Annotated in this window: 19 protein-coding genes and 4 tRNA genes; 14 read left to right on the plus strand and 9 right to left on the minus strand. The window is 71.8% G+C overall.

Features of this window, described 5'->3' with window-relative positions:
* Positions 1–3 precede the first annotated feature (3 nt).
* Positions 4–795, plus strand: coding sequence for a maleylpyruvate isomerase family mycothiol-dependent enzyme (locus AC07A6_RS07155; RefSeq protein ID WP_478776367.1), 792 nt, complete (start codon positions 4–6; stop codon positions 793–795).
* A gap of 41 nt (positions 796–836) precedes the next feature.
* Entirely contained in the window at positions 837–1316 is a 480-nt protein-coding gene (locus tag AC07A6_RS07160; protein WP_478776368.1) for an META domain-containing protein, read from the plus strand.
* Between the two features lie 4 nt (positions 1317–1320).
* On the opposite strand, the gene AC07A6_RS07165 is transcribed toward AC07A6_RS07160, so the two are convergent.
* The gene (locus tag AC07A6_RS07165; RefSeq protein ID WP_478776369.1) at positions 1321–2745 is read right to left on the minus strand and encodes a sulfatase-like hydrolase/transferase; all 1425 of its coding nucleotides are present in this window, start codon (positions 2743–2745) and stop codon (positions 1321–1323) included.
* 115 nt (positions 2746–2860) lie between these two features.
* The gene (locus AC07A6_RS07170; protein WP_352211348.1) at positions 2861–2956 is read right to left on the minus strand and encodes a putative leader peptide; all 96 of its coding nucleotides are present in this window, start codon (positions 2954–2956) and stop codon (positions 2861–2863) included.
* A gap of 147 nt (positions 2957–3103) precedes the next feature.
* On the opposite strand from AC07A6_RS07170, the gene purF reads away from it, so the two are divergent.
* Both purF and purM read left to right on the plus strand, forming a co-directional pair.
* Entirely contained in the window at positions 3104–4621 is a 1518-nt protein-coding gene (gene purF, locus AC07A6_RS07175) for an amidophosphoribosyltransferase (RefSeq protein WP_125819347.1), read from the plus strand.
* 124 nt (positions 4622–4745) lie between these two features.
* The gene (purM, locus tag AC07A6_RS07180) at positions 4746–5816 is read left to right on the plus strand and encodes a phosphoribosylformylglycinamidine cyclo-ligase (protein ID WP_362456326.1); all 1071 of its coding nucleotides are present in this window, start codon (positions 4746–4748) and stop codon (positions 5814–5816) included.
* Positions 5817–5925: 109 nt separating this feature from the next.
* Here the strand turns inward: purM and AC07A6_RS07185 are convergent, their stop codons facing one another.
* Both AC07A6_RS07185 and AC07A6_RS07190 read right to left on the minus strand, forming a co-directional pair.
* Positions 5926–6186 carry a DUF3073 domain-containing protein gene (locus AC07A6_RS07185; protein WP_125602468.1) on the minus strand — a complete coding sequence of 87 codons (261 nt, stop codon included), beginning with the start codon at positions 6184–6186 and terminating at the stop codon, positions 5926–5928.
* A gap of 276 nt (positions 6187–6462) precedes the next feature.
* Positions 6463–7572 (minus strand): Leu/Phe/Val dehydrogenase, encoded by a 1110-nt coding sequence (locus AC07A6_RS07190; RefSeq protein ID WP_362456323.1) that lies wholly within the window; start codon positions 7570–7572, stop codon positions 6463–6465.
* A 184-nt stretch (positions 7573–7756) separates the two neighbouring features.
* Here AC07A6_RS07190 and AC07A6_RS07195 point away from each other — a divergent pair, with 184 nt between their 5' ends.
* Both AC07A6_RS07195 and bldC read left to right on the plus strand, forming a co-directional pair.
* A complete protein-coding gene (locus tag AC07A6_RS07195; protein WP_478776370.1) occupies positions 7757–8596 on the plus strand; it encodes a DUF8083 family protein in 840 nt (279 codons plus the stop codon).
* 609 nt (positions 8597–9205) lie between these two features.
* Positions 9206–9412, plus strand: coding sequence for a developmental transcriptional regulator BldC (bldC, locus tag AC07A6_RS07200; protein ID WP_003949541.1), 207 nt, complete (start codon positions 9206–9208; stop codon positions 9410–9412).
* 635 nt (positions 9413–10047) lie between these two features.
* On the opposite strand, the gene AC07A6_RS07205 is transcribed toward bldC, so the two are convergent.
* Positions 10048–10121 (minus strand) — tRNA-Asp (locus tag AC07A6_RS07205).
* 71 nt (positions 10122–10192) lie between these two features.
* Positions 10193–14116: an ATP-dependent RNA helicase HrpA gene (hrpA, locus tag AC07A6_RS07210; protein ID WP_362456319.1), complete on the minus strand. Its 3924-nt coding sequence runs from the start codon at positions 14114–14116 to the stop codon at positions 10193–10195.
* 111 nt (positions 14117–14227) lie between these two features.
* Here hrpA and AC07A6_RS07215 point away from each other — a divergent pair, with 111 nt between their 5' ends.
* The 3 genes from AC07A6_RS07215 to AC07A6_RS07225 are packed head-to-tail and all read left to right on the plus strand — an operon-like array spanning position 14228 to position 16640.
* Entirely contained in the window at positions 14228–15025 is a 798-nt protein-coding gene (locus AC07A6_RS07215; protein WP_478776371.1) for a hypothetical protein, read from the plus strand.
* Positions 15026–15081: 56 nt separating this feature from the next.
* Positions 15082–15807: a DsbA family protein gene (locus AC07A6_RS07220; RefSeq protein WP_478776372.1), complete on the plus strand. Its 726-nt coding sequence runs from the start codon at positions 15082–15084 to the stop codon at positions 15805–15807.
* Positions 15804–16640, plus strand: coding sequence for a cytochrome c biogenesis CcdA family protein (locus AC07A6_RS07225; protein WP_478776373.1), 837 nt, complete (start codon positions 15804–15806; stop codon positions 16638–16640). Before AC07A6_RS07220 ends, AC07A6_RS07225 begins: the two co-directional genes overlap by 4 nt.
* 41 nt (positions 16641–16681) lie before the next feature.
* Here the strand turns inward: AC07A6_RS07225 and AC07A6_RS07230 are convergent.
* From AC07A6_RS07230 to AC07A6_RS07240, 3 genes are all read right to left on the minus strand, one after another.
* Positions 16682–16755: transfer RNA gene (locus AC07A6_RS07230), tRNA-Phe, on the minus strand.
* A 22-nt stretch (positions 16756–16777) separates the two neighbouring features.
* A tRNA-Asp gene (locus tag AC07A6_RS07235) sits at positions 16778–16851 on the minus strand.
* A 38-nt stretch (positions 16852–16889) separates the two neighbouring features.
* A tRNA-Glu gene (locus tag AC07A6_RS07240) sits at positions 16890–16962 on the minus strand.
* Between the two features lie 126 nt (positions 16963–17088).
* Between AC07A6_RS07240 and AC07A6_RS07245 the strand changes: the two genes are divergently transcribed.
* The 5 genes from AC07A6_RS07245 to AC07A6_RS07265 all read left to right on the plus strand — a co-directional run.
* On the plus strand, positions 17089–17439 hold the full coding sequence (locus AC07A6_RS07245) for a metallopeptidase family protein (RefSeq protein WP_030225620.1): 351 nt from the start codon (positions 17089–17091) through the stop codon (positions 17437–17439).
* A complete protein-coding gene (locus tag AC07A6_RS07250) occupies positions 17436–17915 on the plus strand; it encodes a FluC/FEX family fluoride channel (RefSeq protein ID WP_478776374.1) in 480 nt (159 codons plus the stop codon). The genes AC07A6_RS07245 and AC07A6_RS07250 overlap by 4 nt, the downstream gene beginning before the upstream one ends.
* Positions 17912–18286: a fluoride efflux transporter FluC gene (locus AC07A6_RS07255; RefSeq protein WP_362456303.1), complete on the plus strand. Its 375-nt coding sequence runs from the start codon at positions 17912–17914 to the stop codon at positions 18284–18286. Before AC07A6_RS07250 ends, AC07A6_RS07255 begins: the two co-directional genes overlap by 4 nt.
* 86 nt (positions 18287–18372) lie before the next feature.
* The gene (locus tag AC07A6_RS07260; RefSeq protein WP_478776375.1) at positions 18373–19038 is read left to right on the plus strand and encodes a hypothetical protein; all 666 of its coding nucleotides are present in this window, start codon (positions 18373–18375) and stop codon (positions 19036–19038) included.
* A gap of 288 nt (positions 19039–19326) precedes the next feature.
* Positions 19327–21131 (plus strand): DEAD/DEAH box helicase (locus AC07A6_RS07265; RefSeq protein ID WP_478776376.1); only part of this gene is annotated, 1805 nt, incomplete at its 3' end.

A 21131-nucleotide genomic window follows, 5' to 3' on the forward strand; every position in this document is an offset into this window, starting at 1 on the left:
GCCATGCCGCCCGCCAAGAAGAAGCCGCGCACCTACGACCAGGCGAAGATCCGCGCCGCGGTCACCGCCCAGTTCGGGCATGTGGCCCGGGCCGTCGGGGAGTTGACCCCCGAGCAGCTCGCGCGGCCCAGCGGGCTCGGGGAGTGGAGCGTGGCCGAGCTCGCCGCGCACGTCGCGTGGATCGCCGACTCGCTGGGCCGCGGCCTCGCCCGGCCGCCCGCCGCCGTCGCCGAGCTGACCGCCGTCGAGTGGCCCTTCGCCACCGCCTCCCTCGCCGGGAAGATCTCCGAGGCCGCCCGGGAGACCCTGACCGGCGCCCCGCTCCCCGAGCTGTACGAGCAGGCCGGCGCCCGCCTCGCCGCGGCGCTGGAGGCCAACCCCGGCAGCCGGGTGCTGGACCTGTGGATCGGGGACATGACCCTGGCCGACTTCCTGGTCACCCGCACCGTCGAGCTGGTCGTCCACACCGACGACCTCAACCGCGCCGCGGGCCTAGGCATCCCGGTCGACCGGCAGGCCCTGGCGGCCTGTACGCGCCTCCTCGCCGACGCCCTCGCGCTCAAGGCCCCCGGCGGATCCGTCGAGGTACGGGTGCCGCCCTTCGCGGTGGTCCAGTGCGTCGAGGGCCCCCGCCACACCCGCGGCACCCCGCCGAACGTGGTGGAGACCGACCCGCTGACCTGGATCCGGCTCGCGACGGGCCGTACCGGCTGGGCCGCGGAACTGGACGCCGCCCGGGTCAGCGCCAGCGGCGAGCGCGCCGACCTGTCCGGGCTGCTGCCCCTGATGGGCTGAGCGGGACGGAACCGGCCGGGCGCCGGCACCGTCCCAGGGGCATGCGTACCCTCAGGCTCCTCGCGACCGGCGCCCCGGCCCTCGTACTGGCCCTGACCGCGTGCAGTGCGGCCGGTCAGGACGGCGGCGACGCCGCCCCGACCGTGCAGACCCCCACCACGGCGCCCGTCCCGGACGCCCCGCTCACCGCGACCGCCTGGACCGTGCGCTCCGTCGCCGGGACCACCGCCCCCGCCGACCGGGAGGCCCGCTTCACCCTCACCCCCGAGGGCCAGGCGAGCGGCACCCTCGGCTGCAACCGGTTCAGCGCCCCGGCCGCGGTCGACGGCACCACCGTGACCTTCGGCCCGGTGACCAGCACCCGGATGGCGTGCGAGGGCACGGCGGGGGAGGTGGAGCGGGCCCTGACCACCCTCTTCGGCGCCGGGCCCCTGACCTGGAAGGTCCAGGGCGGGACCCTCACCCTCACCGCCCCGGACGGCAGCACCGCCACCGCCGAGGCCGCGTCCGCCGCGGAGTGAGGGGTCAGGCCGGGTAGGGCAGCAGGCCCTTGTCGACCGCCTCCCAGGCCCCCCGCAGCTCCGCCAGCCGGGCCGGCTCGACGGCCGCCCTGTCGGCCTGCTCCCGCAGGTCCCCGGCCAGGTTGAACAGCTGGTCGCGCCCCGACTTGCCGCGGTAGTACTTCCAGTCGCCCCGGCGCAGCGCCCGCTCCCCGCGCACCCGCCAGAACAGGTTCCGCTCGGCGACCCGCTCGCCGCGCAGCAGGTACCCGGCCAGGCTCACCCCGTCCAGCGGGTACGCCCGGTGCGGCCGGGTGCCGGCCACCTCCAGCAGGGTCGCGGTCCAGTCGGGGCTGAACACGGGCACCCGGCTGACCTGGCCGCCGTCCAGCCGGGCGGGCCAGCGGACGATGTTCGGCACGCGGATCCCGCCCTCCTGGAGCGAGGCCTTGTTGCCGGACAGCGGCCAGTTGTAGGAGAACCGCTCGCCGCCGTTGTCGCTGGAGAAGACGACCAGGGTGTCGTCCTCCTGGCCGGAGCGCTTCAGCGCCTTCAGCACCTCGCCGACCGACCGGTCGAGGTCCTCGACCATCTGCTTGTACTTCTCGACCGAGCCGCCGTCCTGGTGCCACAGGGCCCGCGCGTCGCCCGCCTTGATCCGCCGGACGATCTCGGCGCTCTCGGCGGTGTCCCCGTCGGCGATCCACGGCCAGTGCGGAGTGGTGAAGTTCAGGTTCAGCAGCCACGGCTTGCCGCCGTGGTCGCGGGAGACGTACTCGCTCGCCCGCTCCGTGATGATCCGCGTGTAGTAGCGCAGGTCCTTGTACGCGGCGTCGCCCTCGTAGAGGTCGTACTCGCCGCCCAGGCCCAGCTTGGAGTAGTACTCCAGGGCCCCGCCGAAGTTCCCGAAGAAGGTGTCCCAGCCGGACTTCGTCGGGCTGTGGTCGGGCAGGTGGCCGGCGTGCCACTTGCCGATCAGCGCGGTGGCGTAGCCGGCCTCCTTCAGCAGCGAGGCCAGCGTCGGGTGCGTCGGGTCCAGGCCCGCCGACTTGTCGGCGATCGGCTCCGCCAGACCGCCCTTGGTACGGGCCGGGTAGCGCCCGGTGTACAGGCTGAACCGGGTCGGGGAGCAGGTCGCGGAGCCGGAGTAGGCGTCGGTGAAGCGGACCCCCTGGCGGGCGAGGCGGTCCAGGTTCGGGGTCTTGATGTGCGGGGAGCCGTACGAGGAGAGGTCGGCCCAGCCGAGGTCGTCCCCGAGGATGAACAGGATGTTCGGACGGCGCGACTGCCGGCCCCGCGCGGCCCGGAACTCGCGCTCCTCCGGGCCCGCCTCACGGGCGTCGGCGGCCTGTGCCGGAGCGGCGCCGAGCCCCACGGCGGCGGTGGCCGCGGTCGCTCCGACGGCCCCTCCGAAGGCACGGCGGGACAGCTTGCTGTTGTACGAAGACACGGGAACTCCAAGGCCCGGCCCGGCCGCCCCTGCCCCGGGCGGGCGCGCAACGGCGCGCGGCACGGCAGGGCGGGGCTGGGCGGGCGAAATCAGGAAGAAGCAGAAAGAGTTGTGACTACGCAGAACAGCGACAGATGGCGCTCGCGACACGGACCAGGTCTACGTGGCGGCGCTCGACGAGGGTGACGGCACGGTCACCGAGAGGCTGCATGGGGCGAGAGCCTGTACGAATTCCCTCGTAGCTGTCAACAAAGTGATCGGAATACGAGACGGGGCCGCCCCGTCACCCTCTGTGCTGTGAGATTTCCCGGCCGTCCCCAATTCGGACCAGTGGTCGATCTCGCCTACACTCGGTGGCGTGCCTCGTGGTGATGGACGACTCAACCACGACCTGCTCCCCGGTGAGAAGGGCCCCCAGGACGCTTGCGGCGTCTTCGGTGTCTGGGCTCCGGGTGAAGAGGTCGCCAAGCTCACCTACTTCGGACTGTATGCACTGCAGCACCGCGGACAAGAGTCCGCGGGAATCGCTGTGAGCAACGGTTCCCAGATCCTCGTCTTCAAGGACATGGGCCTCGTTTCCCAGGTCTTCGACGAAACCTCCCTCGGATCCCTCCAAGGTCATATCGCGGTCGGTCACGCCCGCTACTCGACCACCGGAGCGTCCGTCTGGGAGAACGCTCAGCCCACTTTCAGGGCGACCGCCCACGGCTCGATCGCCCTGGGTCACAACGGCAACCTGGTGAACACCGCCGAGCTCGCCGAGATGGTCGCCGACCTCCCCCGTCAGGACGGCCGCGCCACCCAGGTGGCCGCCACCAACGACACCGACCTGGTCACCGCCCTCCTCGCCGGACAGACCGACGAGGACGGCAAGCCCCTGACCATCGAGGAGTCGGCCGCCAAGGTCCTCCCCCAGGTCAAGGGCGCCTTCTCCCTGGTCTTCATGGACGAGGGAACCCTCTACACCGCCCGTGACCCGCAGGGCATCCGCCCGCTGGTCCTCGGCCGCCTGGAGCGCGGCTGGGTGGTCGCGAGCGAGACCGCCGCCCTCGACATCTGCGGCGCCAGCTTCGTCCGCGAGGTCGAGCCGGGCGAGCTCATCGCGATCGACGAGAACGGCCTGCGCACCTCGCGCTTCGCAGAAGCGAAGCCCAAGGGCTGCGTGTTCGAGTACGTCTACCTGGCGCGCCCGGACACCGACATCGCCGGCCGGAACGTCTACCTCTCGCGCGTCGAGATGGGCCGGCGCCTCGCCAAGGAGGCCCCGGTCGAGGCCGACCTGGTGATAGCGACGCCGGAGTCCGGCACGCCCGCCGCCGTCGGCTACGCCGAAGCCAGCGGGATCCCGTACGGCTCCGGCCTGGTCAAGAACGCCTACGTCGGCCGGACCTTCATCCAGCCCTCGCAGACGATCCGCCAGCTCGGCATCCGCCTCAAGCTCAACCCGCTCAAGGAAGTCATCCGGGGCAAGCGCCTCGTCGTCGTCGACGACTCGATCGTCCGCGGCAACACCCAGCGCGCCCTCGTGAAGATGCTCCGCGAGGCCGGTGCGGCCGAGGTCCACATCCGGATCTCCTCCCCGCCGGTGAAGTGGCCGTGCTTCTTCGGCATCGACTTCGCCACCCGGGCCGAGCTGATCGCCAACGGCATGACGGTCGACGAGATCGCCACGTCGCTGGGCGCGGACTCGCTCTCGTACATCTCGCTCGACTCGATGATCGAGGCGACCACCATCCAGAAGCCCAACCTCTGCCGTGCCTGCTTCGACGGCGAGTACCCCATGGAGCTGCCCGACCCGCAGCTCCTGGGCAAGCAGCTCCTGGAGAACGAGCTCGCGGGCGGCACCGACGCCGCCGACGCGCTCCGCCGCCCGTAGGCCCGTGGGCCGGCCCTCCCCGGGCCGGCCCGGCTCCAGCTCCGCCTGCGCCGAGCCCTGTCTTTGAGGCTTCTCCCGGGGCCCGGCACCACACGCAGCAACGACACGAAAGCTCTCGCCTGTCATGACAGAGAAGACCACCGGTGCCAGCTACGCAGCCGCCGGCGTCGACATCGAAGCGGGCGACCGCGCCGTCGAGCTGATGAAGGAGTGGGTGAAGAAGACGCAGCGCCCCGAGGTCCTCGGCGGCCTCGGCGGATTCGCCGGCCTCTTCGACGCCTCCGCCCTCAAGCGCTACGAGCGCCCCCTGCTGGCCTCGGCCACCGACGGCGTGGGCACCAAGGTCGACATCGCCCGCCAGCTGGGCGTGTACGACACCATCGGCCACGACCTGGTCGCCATGGTCATGGACGACATCGTCGTCTGCGGCGCCGAGCCGCTCTTCATGACGGACTACATCTGCGTCGGCAAGGTGCACCCCGAGCGTGTCGCCGCCATCGTCAAGGGCATCGCCGAGGGCTGCGTCCTCGCCGGCTGCGCCCTCGTCGGCGGCGAGACCGCCGAGCACCCGGGCCTGCTCGGACCGGACGACTTCGACGTCGCCGGCGCCGGCACCGGCGTGGTCGAGTACGACCGCCTCCTGGGCGCCGATCGCATCCGTACGGGGGACGCCGTCATCGCGATGGCTTCGTCCGGCCTTCACTCGAACGGGTACTCGCTCGTCCGGCACGTCCTCTTCGACCGGGCCGGGATGTCCCTGGACCAGCACGTCGACGAGCTCGGCCGGACCCTTGGCGAGGAGCTGCTGGAGCCGACCAAGATCTACTCGCTGGACTGCCTGGCCCTCACCCGGACGGCCGAGGTCCACGCGTACTCGCACATCACGGGCGGCGGCCTCGCGGCGAACCTCGCCCGGGTCATCCCGGACCACCTGCACGCCACCGTCGACCGCTCCACCTGGGCGCCCGGCGCGATCTTCGACCTGGTCGGCAAGGCCGGCAGCGTCGAGCAGCTGGAGCTGGAGAAGACCCTGAACATGGGCGTCGGCATGATGGCCGTGGTCCCGCAGGAGTCGGTGGACGTGGCCCTGACCACCCTGGCCGACCGGGGCGTCGAGGCCTGGGTCGCCGGCGAGATCCTCGACCGGGGCGACCACGCCGAGGGCGCGACCCTGACCGGGAGCTACGCGGTCTGAGCAGCACTGAAACCCGGTCCGGGGCGATGCCCTGGACCGGGTTTCGGCACAAGTGGAACAAGTTCAGTCAGCCTGCGGGTCCGCACGCCGTGAACAGAGGATCGGTGCGTCAAGCCCCGCGACGGTGCGCCGAGGGACCGGACTGCTCGTCCTCGTCCTCGTCGTCATCGTTGTACAGATCCGCGTACTTGGCGTACGGGTCGTCGTCGTCCAGATCGTCATCGACTTCGACCGGCGCGCTGATAGGCAGCGGCTCTGTCTGCGATGCGCCCAGCTCATTGGCCAGACGCGAGAGGTCAGTCCCGCCGCTGTTGTACTTCAGCTGGCGGGCGACCTTTGTCTGCTTGGCCTTGGCCCGGCCGCGCCCCATGGCTCGACCCCCTCGGTGACGGGGCTCGACGGCCCCAGAGTCTGACACGCGTTCATGGTTCGGAGCGGGCTCTCCGTGGAGAGACCGTCCGTAGGGGTTTAACGGTACCTGCTTCCGCGGCCATACGGTACGCCGCCCGCATGACGTGCCTCTCCACAGAACCAGCGGGACACCCCGTACTCGCTGGTCAGCTGCGATTTTAACGCTTTCCTGGCCGCCGACCCGCCGAAGCGCAGTGAGTTCTGTCTCGCCGCGCTCCGGCGGGTCCCGGAAGGGCTACGCCTTGCGTGCCGCGGCCCGCTCCGCGAGGGCGTCGGACATCCGCTGCTCGGCGATCCGGTCGGCCGCCGCGGCCGGCGGGATCCCGTCCGCCTTCGCACGTGCGAATATGGCGAGCGTGGTGTCGAAGATCTTCGAGGCCTTCGCCTTGCACCGGTCGAAGTCGAAGCCGTGCAGCTCGTCGGCGACCTGGATGACCCCGCCCGCGTTGACCACGTAGTCGGGGGCGTAGAGGATCCCGCGGTCCGCGAGGTCCTTCTCCACACCGGGGTGGGCGAGCTGGTTGTTCGCCGCGCCGCAGACGACCGTGGCGGTCAGGACCGGGACGGAGTGGTCGTTCAGGGCGCCGCCGAGCGCGCAGGGGGCGTAGATGTCCAGGCCCTCCACGCGGATCAGGGCCTCGGTGTCGGCGACGGCGCTGAGCTTCGCGTCCGGGTGCAGGTCGAGGAGCTCGCGGACGGACTCCTCGCGGACGTCCGTGATCACGACCTCGGCGCCGTCCTCCAGCAGGTGCCGCACCAGGTGCTTGCCGACCTTGCCGACACCCGCGACGCCGACCTTGCGGCCGCGCAGCGTCGGGTCGCCCCACAGGTGCTGGGCGCTGGCGCGCATGCCCTGGAATACGCCGTAGGCGGTGAGCACGGAGGAGTCGCCGGCGCCGCCGTTCTCGGGGGAGCGGCCGGTGGCCCAGCGGGTCTCGCGGGCGACGACGTCCATGTCCGCGACGTACGTGCCGACGTCGCAGGCGGTGACGTAGCGGCCGCCGAGCGACTCCACGAACCGGCCGTAGGCCAGCAGGAGTTCCTCGCTCTTGAGGGTGGAGGGGTCGCCGATGATCACGGCCTTGCCGCCGCCGAGGTCGAGACCGGCGAGGGCGTTCTTGTAGGACATGCCGCGCGAGAGGTTCAGCGCGTCGCGGACGGCTTCCTCGTCCGAGGCGTACGCGTGGAAGCGCGTGCCGCCGAGGGCGGGGCCCAGGGCGGTGGAGTGGATGGCGATGACGGCCTTGAGGCCCGTGGCTCGGTCCTGGCACAGCACGACTTGCTCGTGGCCGCCCTGCTCCGAACGGAACAGGGTGTGCAGGACGCCGTCGGTCATTTCGGTCACGGTGGTGACTCCCATGGAAGAGATGCGGCGGAAAGACGCCCGCCCTGTGGGTGGGGGAGGGCGTGCTGGGAGCAGAGTAAGACCTGCGGCGCGCGGCGGTAGCCCCTGTCCGGGGATCGGAACACTCCCGTGTTACCCGGGCCCCGGAGGTGAGCCCGGGCGCCAAAAAGGGGAGGACCGGTGGGTGAGCGAATCCCCACGGCCCGCGCCGGCCGTCCCGTACGCCTCCTACCTGCGCGTGTACGAGCCCTTGGCGGCGTTCGCGGAGCCCGAGCGCACGCACTGGGCGGCGTACGCCCGGCGCGGGAACGCCCCGACGGCCCAGGACGAACTGCGGCGCTCGCTCTCCGATTTGGTACGGGTCCCCGTGGTCGGGGTCCCGGTGCACGAGAGCGGGGACGCCTTCACGGCGGAGCGGGACGGGGTGCTGCTGGTGTGCCCCTGGCGGACCCGGCTGCGCGGCTGGCTGGCGCTGCAGGAGCTGGTCGCCGAGTTCCCGCGCCCGGTGCTGGACGCGGCGCTGCCGCCGGCGCAGCGGCGCCGGGCCGCCGAGGCGTACGAGGCCTGGCGCGAGCGGAACCCGGACGGGCGGCCGTGGATCCGGACCGGGGTGTGGCAGGTCCCGCTGCGCTGGTTCGTGCTGGTGGCGGACGAGGAGCGGGAGTACCTGCCGGGCGAGCTGCTGCGCTACCGGACGCCGATGGTGCAGGCCCGGCGGCGGCTCGCGCGGGCGCTGCGGACGCTGCGGGCGGAGGAGGGCCGGGGCTACGGGCCGCTGGCGGACGGGCTGGTGGAGGTCGGGAGCTGGCTGGAGGAGTTCCATCCGCGCTCGATGGTCGAACTGGACTACGGGGGGCTGCTGCACGCGCTGCCGGCTGACGGGCTGGCCGGGGACCGGTCGGCCCGTGACCTGGCGGAGGGCCTCGCGGCCCTGCGGGCGGGCGACGGGGAGGGCGCCGCGCAGGTGTACGGGGAGCTCTCGCTGCGGTGGCGGGCGGTCCGGGAGAGGCTCTTCGCGAACTAGGAGGGCTTTGGGCCTTTCGGAACCGGGGGCCTGTGGGGATCATGTACGAATCCCGTTCGGTACCCGTTCGGACCCCTCGCGTATCGCCCGTATCGGTTGTCATCGGCCGATCGGCCACAATACGCAGATCAGGGGTTCGATCACCGCATTAGGGTCTTAGTTCCAGGACCTACGTCCCGATACGGGCCATTGGCCCAAGCGTGACGGAACGCACTATCCACACCCTTGCGCCCATCCCCTACCCTCGTGCCAAAATAGGACAAGGAGTCCGGGGAGGGTTCCTTCCACCCAACTTTGGGCGGAATGCTCGGTATTGCACTCTATGGGGGGTCTGACGACTCCTGATCGCTCTGTGACTGATCGTCACAGTGGGGTGACTGTCCGTTATAGGGCGGTCCATCGGCTTCCGCCGCTGATGAACACCTCGGAGGGCAATTCCATCGGTTTGGCCGTCGAGGCTGGACGGATGGTGTAGTTGTAGTGCCGAGGACAAGCCGTTCGTCCTATAACCGACTCGGCCTGCGTATGTCCATTTCGGGCAACGCGGGCCAAGGTGCAGAATTTAGAGGAAAGAACCGAGATGGTTCGGTTCTCCCGAGGAGGCCGCTCATGACCGCTCGCACCCCTGATGCCGAGCCGCTGCTGACCCCGGCTGAGGTTGCCACGATGTTCCGCGTGGACCCGAAGACGGTCACCCGCTGGGCCAAGGCTGGCAAGCTCACGTCCATCCGCACCCTGGGTGGACACCGCCGTTACCGCGAGGCCGAGGTTCGCGCACTGCTCGCGGGAATTCCGCAGCAGCGCAGCGAGGCCTGAGGTCCCGCAGCAACACCGCATTAACGGGTACGTGTCGGATCCCCCAATCCGATGAAACCCACATGGCTTCATCGGCTGGGCCTGCCCCAACAGGCTCACTGCCGTTCGATCGCGCTGGACTCCGCCGGGTCCAGCGCGATCTTTTTTGTGTCCGGGGCACCCCCGGGCGGCCCTGGGAGGGGGTCCGGGATCCCGTCACCTCCGGGCGCCGGCAGGGTGGGTGCCATTGCACATATTAAATCGAGCATGCGTATGGGTCCGATAAACGTACGCATCTCAAAAACTCATGCGGTGACTCCCGTCACAGCTGATAACTCTTGTACATCCGGCAATGCCCCCCGTAAAGGGAGGTCCGGTACAGAGCGCCTCATGCGTATGGGGGATTTCTCCCCTCTGGGCGATGTGTTCCCCCGGACCGCTCAAGGGCCCCTTCAAGGCCCCCGGGCCGCGTCGGTGACCCGGGAAGTGCCCGGGGGGGCGCCGAGGCCCCCAGGTGGCCCCTCAGGGGCGCCGCACGCCTCGGTCGATCACGTCGCGGCCGGCCGCCGGGCCCGTCGGCACCGCGCGCACGACCCGGTACCCGGATACGCGTCAGGGCCCGCATCCCTTGGGGGATACGGGCCCTGACGTTTCTGCGATCCTGACGGGACTTGAACCCGCGACCTCCACCTTGACAGGGTGGCGAGCTAACCAACTGCTCCACAGGACCTTGATTCGCGGCCGACTGGCGCGGCTGCGAAACAGACTGTACAGCAGCTCAGGGGGTGCGGTCGAACCGGATCACGGCGCCGCCGCGTCCACCGCCTTCACGATCCGCTTGTCGGAGATCGGATACGCCGTCCCGAGGGCGTGCGCGAAGTAGCTGACCCGCAGCTCCTCGATCATCCAGCGGATCTCCGTGACCGCCTCCGGGACCGGCCGGCCCTTCGGCAACTGCTCCAGCAGCCACAGGTACTCGTCCCGCATCTCGTGGACCTTCTCCATGCGCGTCGTGTCGCGCTGGGCGCCCGTCGGCATCTGCTGGAGCCGCCGGTCGGCCGCCACCAGATAGCGCATCAGGTCCGGCAGCCGCTTCAGCCCGGTCAGGGTCACGAAGCCGGCCGGCATCAGCGCCGCCAGCTGCGCCTTCACGTCCGCGACGTTGGCCATCAGGGCCAGGCTGCCGGTCGCCTTCAGCCGCCGCTCACAGGCCTGCCAGGCCGCCAGGACCTGCTGCACCTGCCCGACCGTCCGCACCGTCGTGTCCACCAGGTCGGCCCGGACCTTGTCGTAGAGCCGGCGGAAGCCCGCCTCGTCCCAGGCGGGACCGCCGTGGTCGGCGATCAGCCTGTCGGCGGCCGCCGTAGCGCAGTCGTCGAACAGCGCCTGGATGGAGCCGTGCGGATTGCGCGACAGCGCCAGCTTCTGCTGGTTCGACAGCTTGTCCGAGGCGAACTTCGCCGGGTTCACCGGGATGTTCAGCAGGATCAGGCGCCGCGTGCCGAGCCACATCGCCCGCTGCTGCTCGGCCTCCGTGTCGAAGAGCCGTACGGAGACGCTCGTCCCGTCGTCCACCAGCGCCGGGTACGCCTTCACCGGCTGGCCGGCCCGGCGGGTCTCGAAGACCTTCTCCAGGGTGCCGATCGTCCAGTCCGTCAGACCGGTCCGCTCCAGGGACTCCCCGCCCGCCCGCTCGGCGGTGGCGGCCGCGGCCTTGGAGAGGGCCTGGCGGGCCTTCGGCTTCAGCTTCAGCCGCAGCGCCTCCAGGTCCTTGTCCTCGGCGAGGTTGCGGCGCCGCTCGTCGACGATCCGGAACGTGATCTTCAGGTGGTCCGGGATCCGGCCGAGGTCGAAGTCCTCCGCCGTCACCGGCACGCCCACCATCCGGTGCAGCTCGCGCGCCAGCGTCACGGGCAGCGGCTCCTGCATCGGATGCGCCGTCTGCAGGAAACGCGTCGCGTAGTTCGGCGCCGGCACGTAGTGCCGGCGGATCGGCTTCGGCAGCGAACGGATCAGCTCCGTGACGACCTCCTCCCGCAGACCCGGGATCTGCCAGTCGAAGCCCTCGTCCGTGACCTGGTTCAGCACCTGGAGCGGAACGTGCACGGTCACACCGTCCGCGTCCGCGCCCGGCTCGAACTGGTACGTCACCCGGAACTTCAGCTGCCCCTGCCGCCAGGAATCCGGATAGTCGGCCTTGGTGACCCCGGCCGCCTTCTCCGTCAGCAGCATCTCGCGCTCGAAGTCGAGGAGTTCGGGCTCCTCGCGCTTCTTGTGCTTCCACCAGGAGTCGAAGTGCGCCCCCGAGACCACGTGCTCCGGGATCCGCTGGTCGTAGAAGTCGAACAGGGTCTCGTCGTCCACGACGATGTCGCGGCGCCGCGCCCGGTTCTCCAGCTCCTCGACCTCGGTCAGCAGCTTGCGGTTGTCGGCGTAGAACTTGTGGTGGGTCCGCCAGTCGCCCTCGACCAGCGCGTTGCGGATGAACAGCTCCCGCGACACCTCGGGGTCGATCCGGCCGTAGTTGATCTTCCGCTGGGCGACGATCGGCACGCCGTACAGCGTGACCTTCTCGTACGCCATCACGGCCGCCTGGTCCTTCTCCCAGTGCGGCTCGCTGTACGTGCGCTTGATCAGGTGCTGGGCGAGCGGCTCCACCCACTCGGGCTCCACCTTGGCGTTCACCCGCGCCCACAGCCGCGAGGTCTCCACCAGCTCCGCCGACATCAGGAACTTCGGCTGCTTCTTGAACAGCGCCGACCCCGGGAACACCGCGAACTTCGCCGACCGCGCGCCCAGGTACTCGTTCTTGTCGGTGTCCTTCAGGCCGATGTGCGACAGCAGGCCGGCCAGCAGCGAGATGTGGATGTTGGTCTCGGCGCCGTCGGCCTCGTTGACGTGGATCCCCATCGTCCGCGCCACCGAACGCAGCTGGGCGTAGATGTCCTGCCACTCCCGGATCCGCAGGAAGTTCAGGTACTCCTGCTTGCACATCCGGCGGAACGAGGACGAGCCGCGCTCCTTCTGCTGCTCGCGGACGTACCGCCACATGTTCAGGTACGAGAGGAAGTCGCTCGTCTCGTCCTTGAACCGGGCGTGGTTCTGGTCCGCCTGCGTCTGCTTGTCCGACGGCCGCTCCCGCGGGTCCTGGATGGACAGGGCCGCCGCGATGACCATGACCTCGCGGACGCAGTTGTTCTTGTCCGCCTCCACGACCATGCGGGCCAGCCGCGGGTCCACCGGGAGCTGGGAGAGCTGGCGGCCCATCGGGGTGAGCCGCTTGCGGTGGTCCTTCTCGGCCGGGTCCAGCGCGCCCAGCTCCTGGAGCAGCTGCACGCCGTCGCGGATGTTGCGGTGGTCCGGCGGGTCGATGAACGGGAACTTCTCGATCTCGCCGAGCCCGGCCGCGGTCATCTGGAGGATGACGGACGCCAGGTTCGTCCGCAGGATCTCGGCGTCCGTGAACTCCGGCCGGCCGTTGAAGTCGTCCTCGGAGTACAGCCGGATGCAGATGCCGTCACTGGTACGGCCGCAGCGGCCCTTGCGCTGGTTGGCGCTGGCCTGGCTGATCCGCTCGATCGGCAGCCGCTGCACCTTCGTGCGGTGGCTGTAGCGGGAGATGCGGGCCGTGCCCGGGTCGATCACGTACTTGATGCCGGGGACGGTCAGGGAGGTCTCGGCGACGTTCGTCGCGAGGACGATCCGGCGGCCGGTGTGCGCCTGGAACACCCGGTGCTGCTCGGCGTGCGACAGCCGGGCGTAGAGGGGCAGCACCTCCGTGAAGCGGAGCTTCTTCTTGACCAGCGCGTCGGCGGTGTCGCGGATCTCCCGCTCACCGGAGAGGAAGACCAGGATGTCGCCCGGGCCCTCGCCCTGGAGCTCGTCGACGGCGTCGCAGATCGCGGTGATCTGGTCGCGGTCGCTCTCCTCGGAGTCCTCCTCCAGCAGCGGCCGGTACCGCACCTCCACCGGGTACGTCCGCCCGCTGACCTCGACGATCGGAGCGTCCCCGAAGTGCCGGGAGAACCGCTCCGGGTCGATGGTCGCCGAGGTGATGACCACCTTCAGGTCGGGGCGCTTCGGCAGCAGCGTGGCCAGGTAGCCGAGCAGGAAGTCGATGTTCAGCGACCGCTCGTGCGCCTCGTCGATGATGATCGTGTCGTAGGCGCGCAGCTCGCGGTCCGTCTGGATCTCGGCGAGCAGGATGCCGTCCGTCATCAGCTTCACGAAGGTCGAGTCCTGGTCCACCTGGTCGGTGAAGCGGACCTTCCAGCCGACGGTCTGCCCGATCTCGGACTTCAGCTCCTCCGCGATGCGCTCCGCGACCGTGCGGGCGGCGATCCGTCGGGGCTGGGTGTGCCCGATCATGCCCCGGACGCCGCGCCCCAGCTCCATGCAGATCTTGGGGATCTGCGTGGTCTTGCCGGAGCCGGTCTCGCCCGCGACGATCACGACCTGGTGGTCGCGTATCGCCTCGGCGATCTCGTCCTTCTTCTGGCTGACGGGCAGGTTCTCGGGATACGTGACCTCCGGCATGCGCGAGGCGCGGCCGGCCAGTCGCGCGGCGGCCTTCTCGGCCTCCGCGGCGATCTCGTCGAGCACGGCCTGCCGGGCCTCGGGCTTGCGGATACGGCGGGCGCCCTCGAGGCGGCGGCCGAGGCGGTGCGCGTCACGGAGGGAGATCTCACCGAGAAGCGTCTGCAGGGCGGCGAAGGAAGTAGACATACCTGATCGAGGATCTCACCTGGGCCGGGCGGGTGGCGAACGCATTTGTGCCCCTCCCCGTACCATTTCGGGACGAGTCCCCCAGTTGTGCGAGTGAGAGGCCGCCCACCCTTGTCCTTCCGTCCCAGCCCGTGGAACCGCCGGGCTGCCGCCGGGCTGGTGCTGCTCCTGGGCCTCGCCCTCGCCCTTGCCCTGGCCGGGCGGGTACCGGGGCCCCCGGACCGGGGTCCGGACCTGCGGGTGGCCGCTGCCCCGGCCGAGCCGCGCCAGGTGGCCCCGGACCGGACCGCGGGCCCTGGGGCGGCAGCCGCCCCAGGGCGCGGCGCCGGCGCGGACGAGGGCGGGAGGCCGGCCCCCGCTGCCGCGTCCGCCCCGGCCGGGGCGGTACGGGCGCCCGCGGAGCGGGGTCCGGCCCCGGAGGCGGGTGCCGGCGCGGGCGGACCGGAGCAGGGCCGCGGCGCGGACCCGGCCGGGTCGCCGGAGCTGAGCCCGGCCCGTGGGCCCGTCCATGCCCCGGCCGGGGCGGAACGCCTGGTCCCGGACCGGGGTCCGGGCCCGGGGGTGGCCGTCGGCCTGGAGTCGCGTCCGGCACCAGGAGTGGCCGTCGGTCCGGAGTCGCGTCCGGCACCGCGGGCGGACGCCGCCGCGGGCGGGGCGGGCGCCGGGCCGGATCCGGCTGCCGGGCCGGGCGGGGAGCGGGGGCCCTCCTGCGGTCCCGGAGGGCACGGGCACGGGCACGGGGCCGGGGTGCTGCCCCGGGGCGGGGGCCAGGAGCACGCGCAGCTCGCGGCCGGGCGGAACGCGCCCGAGCAGGTGCGCCCGCACGACGTGTCCCGCGCACGGGTCCTCGTACGCGGGCCCGGCCAGCGCGCGCCGAAGCCGGTGGAGCTGTCCGTGATGCGGGTGTAGGGGGGACCGCCACCCCCCTTTCACCGCACGCAGCCACGCAGTCCTGGAGCACACCCATGTCCCGCTCGTCCCGCAAGCCCCTGCTGATCTCCGCCGGGGTCGCCGTCGCCACCGTCGCCCTCGGGCTGGTGTCCTGGCAGGCCACCGCCCCCCAGGAGGAGCCGCGCCGCGACACCGCAGCCGCGACCGCCGCCCCCCGTACCGACCCCGCCGCCGAGCTCAAGGCGCTCGCCCGCCGCGAGCCCGGCGACAAGCTCGCCGTCGGCCGCGCCGACGCGCCCGTCGTCCTCATCGAGTACTCCGACTTCAAGTGCGGCTACTGCGGCAAGTTCGCCCGCGACACCGAACCCGAACTGGTGAAGCGCTACGTCGAGGACGGCACCCTCCGCATCGAGTGGCGCAACTTCCCGATCTTCGGCGCCGAGTCCGAGGCCGCCGCCAAGGCCGCCTGGGCCGCCGGGCAGCAGGACCGCTTCACCGCCTTCCACGCCGCCGCGTACGCCGAGGGCGCCAAGGCCAAGGGCTTCGGCGAGGACCGGCTCGTCGAGCTGGCCCGCGAGGCCGGCGTCCCGGACCTGGACCGCTTCAAGGCCGACCTGGCCGGCGAGCAGGCCGCGGCCGCCCTGCGCCGCGACCAGGAGGAGGGCTACCGCATCGGCGTCCAGTCCACCCCCTCCTTCCTCGTCAACGGGCGGCCCATCGCCGGGGCCCAGCCCCTGGACGCCTTCACCGCAGCCATCGCCAAGGCCAAGGCCGAAGCCAAGCAGGCGGCCAAGCCGTGACCCACATCGGATACCTGGCCGCCCTGCTCGGCGGACTCCTCGCCCTGCTCAGCCCGTGCAGCGCCCTGCTGCTGCCCGCCTTCTTCGCCTACTCCATCGACTCCCGCTCACGGCTCCTGGCACGCACCGGGATCTTCTACGCGGGCCTCGCGAGCACCCTCGTACCGATGGGCGCGGCGGGCTCCTACGCGGGCCGCTTCCTCCACGGCAACCGCGACCTGCTCGTCCTCACGGGCGGCTGGCTGATCGTCGCGCTCGGCCTCGCCCAGATCCTGGGCCTCGGCTTCGCCCCGCGGCGGATCACCGAGCTGTCCGGCCGGATCCGCCCGACCACCGCCCTGTCGGTGTACGCCCTCGGCGCGGTCTACGGGCTGGCCGGCTTCTGCGCGGGCCCGATCCTCGGCAGCGTCCTGACGGTGGCCGCCGTCAGCGGCAGCCCGGTCTACGGCGGTCTGCTGCTCGCGGTGTACGCCCTCGGCATGGCCGTACCGCTGTTCGTGCTGGCCCTGCTCTGGGAGCGCTTCGACCTCGGCCGGCGGCGCTGGCTGCGCGGCCGGGCCTTCCGGGCGGGCCGCTTCGAACTCCACACGACCTCACTGCTGTCCGGGCTGTTCTTCATCACCCTGGGCGCGCTGTTCCTCGCCTACGACGGGGCGAGCGCCCTGCCCGGGCTGCTGGACGTGGACGACTCGTACGCCGTCGAACGGTGGGTCGGCTCCCTCGCGGACGCCGTCCCGGACTGGGCGCTGCTCGCCCTCGTTGGCGCGGGCGCCCTCGCCTTCGGAGTGGTGCGGTGGCGTCGCTCCGCCCGGGCGGAGCAGGAGGAGGGGTAGAACGCGGAAGGCCCCGTCCAATGGACGGGGCCTTCCTTTTGTGGCTGGGGCCGGGGTCGAACCGGCGACCTATCGCTTTTCAGGCGATCGCTCGTACCAACTGAGCTACCCAGCCACGAGACTGTTTCCAGCCTCAGCGATCCTGACGGGACTTGAACCCGCGACCTCCACCTTGACAGGGTGGCGAGCTAACCAACTGCTCCACAGGACCTGGTGTGTGCAAGAGCAAGTCTTGCACATGGTGTTGCGTACCCCCAACGGGATTCGAACCCGTGCTACCGCCTTGAAAGGGCGGCGTCCTGGGCCACTAGACGATGAGGGCTAAAGGCCCGCCGGGCACTTTGCAGCGCGTCGGGGACGTGAGAAGCATATGGGATCGGGGGAGCTATCGCCAAAACGGTTTCCCCCCACCGGCTGCGGGCGCCCCCGCCGGGGCGACAATGGCCGGGTGCTGGAGATGACGCGCGAGGAGTTCGAGGAGCTCGTCGCAGAGGCCCTGGACCGGATTCCGCCGGAGCTGACGCGGCTGATGGACAACGTCGCCGTGTTCGTCGAGGACGAGCCGCCGGCCGACGACCCCGAGCTGCTCGGCCTGTACGAGGGGACCCCGCTCACCGAGCGCGGCGAGTGGTACGCCGGAGTGCTCCCGGACCGCATCACCATCTACCGGAACCCCACGTTGCGGATGTGCGAGGACCGGGAGAGCGTGGTCGCCGAGACGGAGGTGACGGTGGTGCACGAGATCGCCCACCACTTCGGGATCGACGACGAGCGGCTGCACGCCCTGGGTTACGGGTGACCGAGCCCGTCCCCGGCGCGGAGGCCATCGACCCGGACGTCGACCTGCACGTCCCCGCCCAGCGGGCCGAGCCGCAGGGCCGGGTGCTCGCCGCGGTCGCCGTGGGCGGCGCCCTCGGGGCCTCGGCCCGGTACGGGCTGGCGCTGCTGTGGCCGGCCGCGCCCGGGGCCTTCCCGTGGGCGACCTTCTGGACCAACGCCGCGGGCTGCGCGCTGATCGGCGTGCTCATGGTGCTGATCAGCGAGGGCGGGCGGAGCGCGCCGCACCCGCTGCTGCGGCCGTTCGCGGGGGTGGGGGTGCTCGGCGGGTTCACCACCTTCTCCACGTACGCCGTGGACTTCTCCCGGCTGCTGGACGAGGGCGAGGCGGGGACCGCGCTGGCGTACGCCGGGCTGACGGTGGTGGCCGCGCTGGGGGCGGTGTGGGCGGCGGCCTCGGTGGCCCGGCTGGCCCTCGGCCGGCGGGGGCGCCGGTGAACTGGCTGCTGGTGGTGGCGGGTGCCGTCGTCGGGGCGCCGCTGCGGTACCTGACCGACCGGGCGGTGCAGGCGCGCCACGACTCCGTCTTCCCGTGGGGGACCTTCGTGGTCAACGCGGCCGCCTGCCTGCTGCTCGGGGTGCTGGCGGGGGCGGCGCTGGCCGGTGCGGGCTCCTCGCGGGCGGACCTGCTGCTGGGGACGGGGCTGTGCGGGGCGCTCAGCACCTACTCGACGTTCTCGTACGAGACCCTGCGGCTGGCCGAGCGCGGCTGGCGGTTCCTCGCGGCGGCGAACGTCGCGGCGTCGGTGCTGGTGGGGCTCGGCGCGGTGACGCTCGGCTCGCAGGTGGCGCGGCAGCTGTTCGCGTAAGGGGCGTGTCTCTTACGGGGTAAAGGGAGTTGGGCTCATTGACCCACTCATCGCGGACCCCGCCGCAGTGCTCCGGAGGTGCCCCCGTGCGCCCTTTGACCGCTTCCCTGTCCGCGTCCCTCAGACTGGCCGTCTCCGCGCTCGCGGTGGCGGCGACCGCCGGCTGCATGAGCGTCGGCGAGGACGCCGCGAAGCCGGGGCCCTCCGCTTCGGTCGGCGGCAAGGACACGGGCGGGCCCACCGGGGCGGCGGGCGGAGGCCACGGCTCCGGGGTGCACGGCAACGGCCACGGCGTGAAGGACGGTACGGGGAACCAGTCGGGCAAGCCCGGTGAGCCCGGGAAGGCCTCCGGCGCGACCGGCGCCTCGCCCAGCCCGGGCGCGCCCGCGAAGCCCGGGCAGCCCTCCCCGTCGGCCGGCCCGGGCGGCGGCGCGGGCGGCCAGGGCGGCCAGGTGCCGTCCGGGGGCGGTACGGGGTCCGGCGGCTCGGGGTCCGCGGCGGGCGGTTCCGGGTCGGGCTCGGGGGCCGGCGGCGCGGGGTCGGCCGCCGGGGGCGCGGGATCCGGTTCGGGCTCGGGCTCGGGGTCAGGCTCGGGGTCCGGCGGGTCGGGCTCGGGCTCGGGCTCCGGTTCCGGCGGCTCCGGATCCGGTTCGGGCGGGACGAGCACCCCCACCCCGGACCCCACCCCGACTGTGACGGAACCCACACCGAGCGGGTCGTCTGACGCGGGCCCCGGGGCGACCATGGCCTAGGGCGTTCTGCCCCGGTCTGGGGGGTTCTGGGGCTCCCGTCCGGGGTTCGCGTAACTCGTCCCCGGGGAATCGCCGCAGGTCAGGGGCGGAGCCCGGGGGGCGACTTGCCAGACCCCCGGGAGGGTGCGTATGGTTATAGATCGTTTGATCCCATTGCCCGGCGCCGAATCCGAAGAGCGCCGTGTGGCGCGTACTCTCCCCAACCGTGGCTGACCGCATTGAGGCGGTCGATTTGCGATTCACGGAGTTTGGGCGCGTGCCGAGACTCCGGAAGGTTTCGCATTTCGCATGTCCATTTCCAGTTCTGACCGTTCCGTCATGCCCGAGAACGACTCCACCGAGATCGTCGACGCCGAGACCCTCGCGGTCACCGAGGCCATGGACGCCATCGAGCGCGACGAGATCATCGAGGCCCTTGAGGCGGACGTGGCGGACGTCGCCGACGTGACCGCCGAGGCGGACGAGGCCGACGCCGACGACGCCGAGCCCACCGTCACCTTCGCGGACCTCGGTCTGCCCGAGGGCGTCGTGCGCAAGCTCGGCCAGAACGGTGTCACCACCCCGTTCCCGATCCAGGCCGCGACCATCCCGGACGCCCTGGCCGGCAAGGACATCCTCGGCCGCGGCCGCACCGGCTCCGGCAAGACCCTCTCCTTCGGTCTGCCGACCCTGGCCCGCCTGGCCGACGGCTACACGGAGAAGAAGAAGCCCCGCGCCGTCATCCTCACCCCGACGCGCGAGCTCGCGATGCAGGTCGCGGACGCCCTCCAGCCCTACGGCGACGTCCTCGGCCTGAAGATGAAGGTCGTCTGCGGCGGTACCTCCATGGGCAACCAGATCTACGCCCTGGAGCGCGGTGTCGACATCCTCGTCGCCACCCCGGGCCGTCTGCGCGACATCATCAACCGCGGCGCCTGCTCCCTGGAGAACGTCGAGGTCGCGGTCCTCGACGAGGCCGACCAGATGGCCGACCTGGGCTTCCTGCCCGAGGTCACCGAGCTGCTCGACCAGGTCCCGGCCGGCGGCCAGCGCATGCTCTTCTCCGCCACCATGGAGAACGAGATCGGCACCCTGGTCAAGCGCTACCTGACCAACCCGGTCAGCCACGAGGTCGACAGCGCCCAGGGCAACGTCACGACCATGACCCACCACGTCCTCGTCGTGAAGCCGAAGGACAAGGCCCCGGTCACGGCCGCCATCGCCGCCCGCAAGGGCCGCACCATCATCTTCGTCCGCACCCAGCTGGGCGCCGACCGCATCGCCGAGCAGCTCATCGAGGCCGGCGTGAAGGCCGACGCGCTGCACGGCGGCATGACGCAGGGCGCCCGTACCCGCGTCCTCGCCGACTTCAAGGACGGCTACGTCAACGCGCTCGTCGCCACCGACGTCGCCGCCCGCGGCATCCACGTCGACGGCATCGACCTGGTCCTCAACGTGGACCCGGCCGGCGACCACAAGGACTACCTGCACCGCTCGGGCCGTACCGCCCGTGCCGGCAAGTCCGGTGTCGTCGTCTCCCTGGCCCTGCCGCACCAGCGCCGCCAGATCTTCCGCCTGATGGAGGACGCGGGCGTCGACGCCTCGCGCCACATCGTCCAGGGCGCCGGCGCCTTCGACCCGGAGGTCGCCGAGATCACCGGTGCGCGCTCGCTCACCGAGGTGCAGGCCGACTCCGCGAACAACGCCGCCAAGCAGGCCGAGCGCGAGGTCGCCGACCTGACCAAGCAGCTGGAGCGCGCGACCCGTCGTGCCGCCGAGCTGCGCGAGGAGGCCGACCGCCTCGTCGCCCGCTCCGCCCGCGAGCGCGGTGAGGACCCGGAGGCCGCCGTCGCCGAGGTCGTCGAGGCCGCCGAGGCCGAGCTGGCCGCCGCCGTGGCCGCCGTCGCCGAGCCGGTCGCCCAGGAGCGCACCTTCGAGCGCCGCGACGACCGGGGCAACTACGAGCGCCGCGACAACCGTCGTGACGACCGCGGTGGCGACCGTGGTGGTTTCCGTCGTGACGACCGTCCGTCGGGTGGCTTCCGCCGCGACGACCGTCGTGATGACAACCGTGGTGGTGGCTTCCGTCGCGATGACCGTCCGTCGGGTGGTTT

This window comes from Streptomyces sp. NPDC044002 (genome assembly GCF_056434525.1).